This is a genomic window from bacterium (genome assembly GCA_041648665.1).
GTDB lineage: Bacteria > UBA10199 > UBA10199 > 2-02-FULL-44-16 > JAAZCA01 > JAFGMW01.
Map to the genome: position 1 here is coordinate 1 of JBAZOP010000161.1, position 4209 is coordinate 4209.

Sequence of the window (4209 nt, forward strand, 5' to 3'; positions counted from 1 at the left end):
CGCCGGGGCCTGCACCGTCCGCTCCCCGGGCATGGGCCTGTCCTGGGGCGCGTGCCGTGGCTTGGCGGTCCCCGCTGCCCAGCCGGAGGTGAACGTGGCCAGGGCCTCGTGCTCCCCCAGCCCCGCGACCTGGGCAGCGGCCACAAGTTCGGCCTGCGCTACCTCCCGGTCCATGCCCTGACTCGCCAGCGTTCCGAGTGCGTGAGCCGCCGTGTTCAGTGTACTGTTCCTCTGTCCCTCTGGCGCGGTCCTGACTCGCTCGGCTTCGTCCGCCAGCGCCTTCGCGATGTAGGGGTCCATCCGGGCCGGGCCGGGGTGGGCAGCGGGCTGATGTGGTGCAGGTTCGGGCCGGGTCAGCCGGGCAAGTACCCATGGGGGCAGGTCAGCAACGGGCACGTCATCGGGGCTGTGTCCGGGCCGCCAGGAGTACACCCCGCCGTTCGGATGCCGCGAGCCCACCGCCACGACATAGCCGTGCGTGGTCTTGATATCGACAGAGCGTGCTAGCGCGCCAGCGCTGTTCTTGATTGCCACATCGCCGCGAACCTTGTAGTAGTGATGCTGCCCACCGCCGGGTGTGTCTACGACAGGCGTAGCGGGCCAATCCCCCTCCGGTAGTACACCGCCTTTATAGGCGTCCACGTCCACGACGATCAAACCGCCCGAAGGTTCGCCGCAACGCAGGGCCAGGTTCCGGCCTTGCTGTTCTACCCAAACGGGGAGGTCGTCCTCTGTCGAACGTGGCGCAGTTGTCCAGCCGCTCGGTGGGGGAGCCTTCTCCCCAGCGGGGAGCGGGCAGTAGCACCACCCCATCCGCTGCCCAGCCCAAGCCTCGGTCAACAGCACCGGGGGCGGTTCCTCACGCGGGGACTCAACGATATCCGTCCATTCGTGACATGCACAAGCAGCCATTACATGTACCTCACTACTTCTCTGTGGGCATGGGCGTGATGGTGTGCCGTTCAATCCAAGCCTCAACATCGCTGCGCTTGTACCGAACACTCCTTCCCAGCTTGACGTAGGGGAGGTCGTTCGCCGCGTGGCCTTCTCGCCAGCCTTCGCACCGGGCCCTCCGCAACGAGATACAGGCGAGACCGGTCATCTCATGCACCTGACGATCATTCAATAGTTCAACGGGACTCATGGGTTTGATCCTTTCACGATTGCGCCGTGCCTATCACTGCGCTCTGTTCATCACTGTACCACAAGTAGATGTGCCTGTCAATACCAAATCTTGGGCGATACTGGCGTAAGCGTAAGTGCATGACTGATAGGGAGTTGCGCGGATGTGCGGTCAAAAGCGGATCTGACAACGGGCCTAATGTCAAGATCAACGTGTGCAGAAACAACACCGCCCGCCAACCTCAACCGAGGTCAACGGGCGGATGTGCTGGGGGATGGGGGGTGTGCTACTCGTCTATGTCTGGGTTTGTCAGGTCCACCGGGTTACCGTCCTCATCAACGATGCCGATACGTTGGGTGTCCCCGCCTGCCGATGCCGCCTTCCTGCACCGCTCCATGTCCGCCACCGCCGCCGATAGGGTCCGATGCCGCCGGGATACGGGTGCATCGCTCATCTCATACTGCACTCTGTAGATCATCTCTGCTCCTCTCTGGTCTCGCCGAAAAAGCCTTCCTACAATGCCCTAGGTTCAACGATCTCCGGGGCGGTTGTCTTTCAGCCTGCCGGAAGCGCCGTAATGACGCCCTAAGGACTTTTGGCCGGGTTTCGCGGGTCAACCCGTGCAGGCAAGGATACCAGAACCGCCACCATGATGCCAGCCGTCCAGCAGGGGCACCACGGGGCCGCCGTCCAGCAGGGGCATCCCGGTATGGCCGGGCCTGCACCGGTCGTGTCCGCGTCGAGCACCTCGTGGCCGGTCATGTACCTTGCCCAAGATGGGCCTGAATCTGCAAGACTGCCTATGCTAGGCGGTTTTTGCCCATGCCTTTGTCCGCCACGAACCGCACGAATCACCAATGTTTACGGGCACTTCGTGAACCGGGCCGTAAGTCCGCATACCACAGCAGGGGCGCCGTAAGTCCACCCTAAGTCCGCCAGGTACGATTTCGGGGCCTCAGACGTGTCTCTCGTGAAGTCGACATGCCCGTGTCGAGTGAACCGCTCCCCACCTCTGCCGTCATACCGGGTCCGTCCACATCGAGGGGCACTTCGTGACCCGTACGCAGTCAGCGCCGGGAATCATGCGTAGGATGCCCGTGGCGGCGTTTTTGGGTGCCGGGTCGATAGGGAGTGCCACCCGCGAAGCCGTTGCGCCCCAGCGCCCCCCTGGGAAGCGGTCTGGCGGTTCGCATGCGGATAGTTAGGCTGCCTAATTGAATATGCACGGACTATCTCTGCGAAGGGCGGGGTTATGGCGCGCAGAGGCCTCCCGGTACCCCCCAGGAGTACCTTTTCTACTTGTGTGGTACACCACCCCCCTTTTTATGGGGCACCAGAAACTCAAGGAACTACGCCTTTTATGAGGTCCAAGGAAATGCCCGTATTCCGTAGAACCGCGCGCCCACTTTTTACAGGCTCCAGAAACTCAAGGAACTACGTGGTTCCCATCCGCTCCCCAGCCAGCGGCGCGGCCTGTCCGGCCCAGATACGCTACGGGGGAAGAAGTCCGTGCCCTTACCGCACGGATCTTTCCCCCCGTAGGGGTGCGGTCGTGCGGAAAGGTTAAGTCCTTGATATGACACGACTTATGACTGCGTGCGGTAAGAAGGTCCGTGCGGTAAGGGTAGCGTCTTCGTAAACCCTTGCGGCACAAGCACTTCCACTTACCGCACGGGGTCCCGTGCGGTCCGTGCGGTAAGGTCCCCCGTGCGGTAAGGTCCCTCATGATTCCGTCCTGCGCGGGACCTGCTTGGGCTTGCCAGCGCCGGGCACCGGGTCGTAGTAAAGCAGCTTCGCCGCCACCGCCGCATCTATCAGGCGCCCGATGTCCTTCACTCGGATCCCCTGGACCAGGAGGGCAGACCGGATTGCGCTGTCCTCTCTGGCGATCTGATTCTTGCCCAAGTTCTCCGGGTTTGTCCCGATGGTGGCCGCCACGAGGTGCATCGCCTCGGTCTCGCCCGCCACCTTGGGGACCGCCACCTCCATCATAACGCCGCCCATTGTTTCGTGCTCTGGGCAACCGGGGGAGTCCAGGATTCGCCGAAGAAGGACAGGGGCACGAAGCCGGGCGCTGTAGTTCGACTTGACCAGGTCAATGGCGATGAAGTCATTCACGCACTCGCCCTTCGCCGCTATAGCGGTTGCGATCTCCTTGGAGATCACGCCGAGGTTGAGCATAGCGCGGCAGTCATCCCGGTTCGCCGAAGCACCTCGGCTTGCGCCGCTGTCCATGGAGTTCTCCTTCGCTTTGGACACGTGCTGGGTGACAAGCGTCGTCATATCAGTACGAAGCCGCCGGAGCAATCCGTACCATTGCACCGTCTCGTCATTACTGCTTTCATCCAGCCCGAAGAACTGGGCTTTCGGATCGATAACGAGCAGACTCGGTTCGTAGTCGTCGACCAGCTCCTGCAGCGCGGCATAGGCCTGAGTGCCGCGAACATCACGAGCCGCGTCGTGGCCTGCCAGCGGGGCAGCAACACCGCATACAAGGTGAAGGTTCTCGGCAATCAGGTCCGCCCGATCTGCCAGTGTGGGGAATGCCCTGAGCACACGCCGATACCGCCGATGTACTTCGTCTTCTCCGTCTTCGCCGAGGATAGCGAGCACCGGGGCCGGTCCCATGGGCGCGAAGGAGGGAAGGATGGTGACGCCAGCGGCCAGGCTCATGCTGATTTCCAGGGCCAGCCAGCTCTTGCCAGAGCCACCCATCGCCGTCAATCCGGCAAGGACGCCGCTCGGTATCATCCCTTCGAAGAGCCACCTCATGGGGGGCGGTTCCGTCTCGTGCCAGCGCGCGCTATCGACTACCTGGAACCGGGCCTGCACCGCCGCCGGTCCTGGTTCCTGCACCTGGTCCGGCATCGTGGCCGCATACGCCGCCGGGGCCTGCACCGTCCGCTCCCCAGCCGGGGCATCGAGCACGTCGGTCCACTCGTGGCATCCCCCATCGGCCTCGGCCACGGGCATGGGCCTGTCCTGGGGCGCGTGCCGTGGCTTGGCGGTCCCCGCTGCCCAGCCGGAGGTGAACGTGGCCAGGGCCTCGTGCTCCCCCAGCCCCGCGACCTGGGCAGCGGCCACAA

General features: G+C 63.5%; 5 protein-coding genes. All 5 read right to left on the reverse strand.

Features of this window, described 5'->3' with window-relative positions:
• Positions 1-840 (reverse strand): bifunctional DNA primase/polymerase (locus WC683_19870; GenBank protein ID MFA4974866.1); only part of this gene is annotated, 840 nt, incomplete at its 3' end.
• Between the two features lie 85 nt (positions 841-925).
• Positions 926-1144 carry a helix-turn-helix domain-containing protein gene (locus tag WC683_19875; GenBank protein MFA4974867.1) on the reverse strand — a complete coding sequence of 73 codons (219 nt, stop codon included), beginning with the start codon at positions 1142-1144 and terminating at the stop codon, positions 926-928.
• A gap of 265 nt (positions 1145-1409) precedes the next feature.
• Positions 1410-1601, reverse strand: coding sequence for a hypothetical protein (locus WC683_19880; protein ID MFA4974868.1), 192 nt, complete (start codon positions 1599-1601; stop codon positions 1410-1412).
• Between the two features lie 107 nt (positions 1602-1708).
• Entirely contained in the window at positions 1709-1885 is a 177-nt protein-coding gene (locus tag WC683_19885) for a hypothetical protein (GenBank protein MFA4974869.1), read from the reverse strand.
• A gap of 960 nt (positions 1886-2845) precedes the next feature.
• Positions 2846-4209: AAA family ATPase (locus tag WC683_19890; protein ID MFA4974870.1), on the reverse strand; the 1364-nt coding region annotated here is incomplete at its 5' end.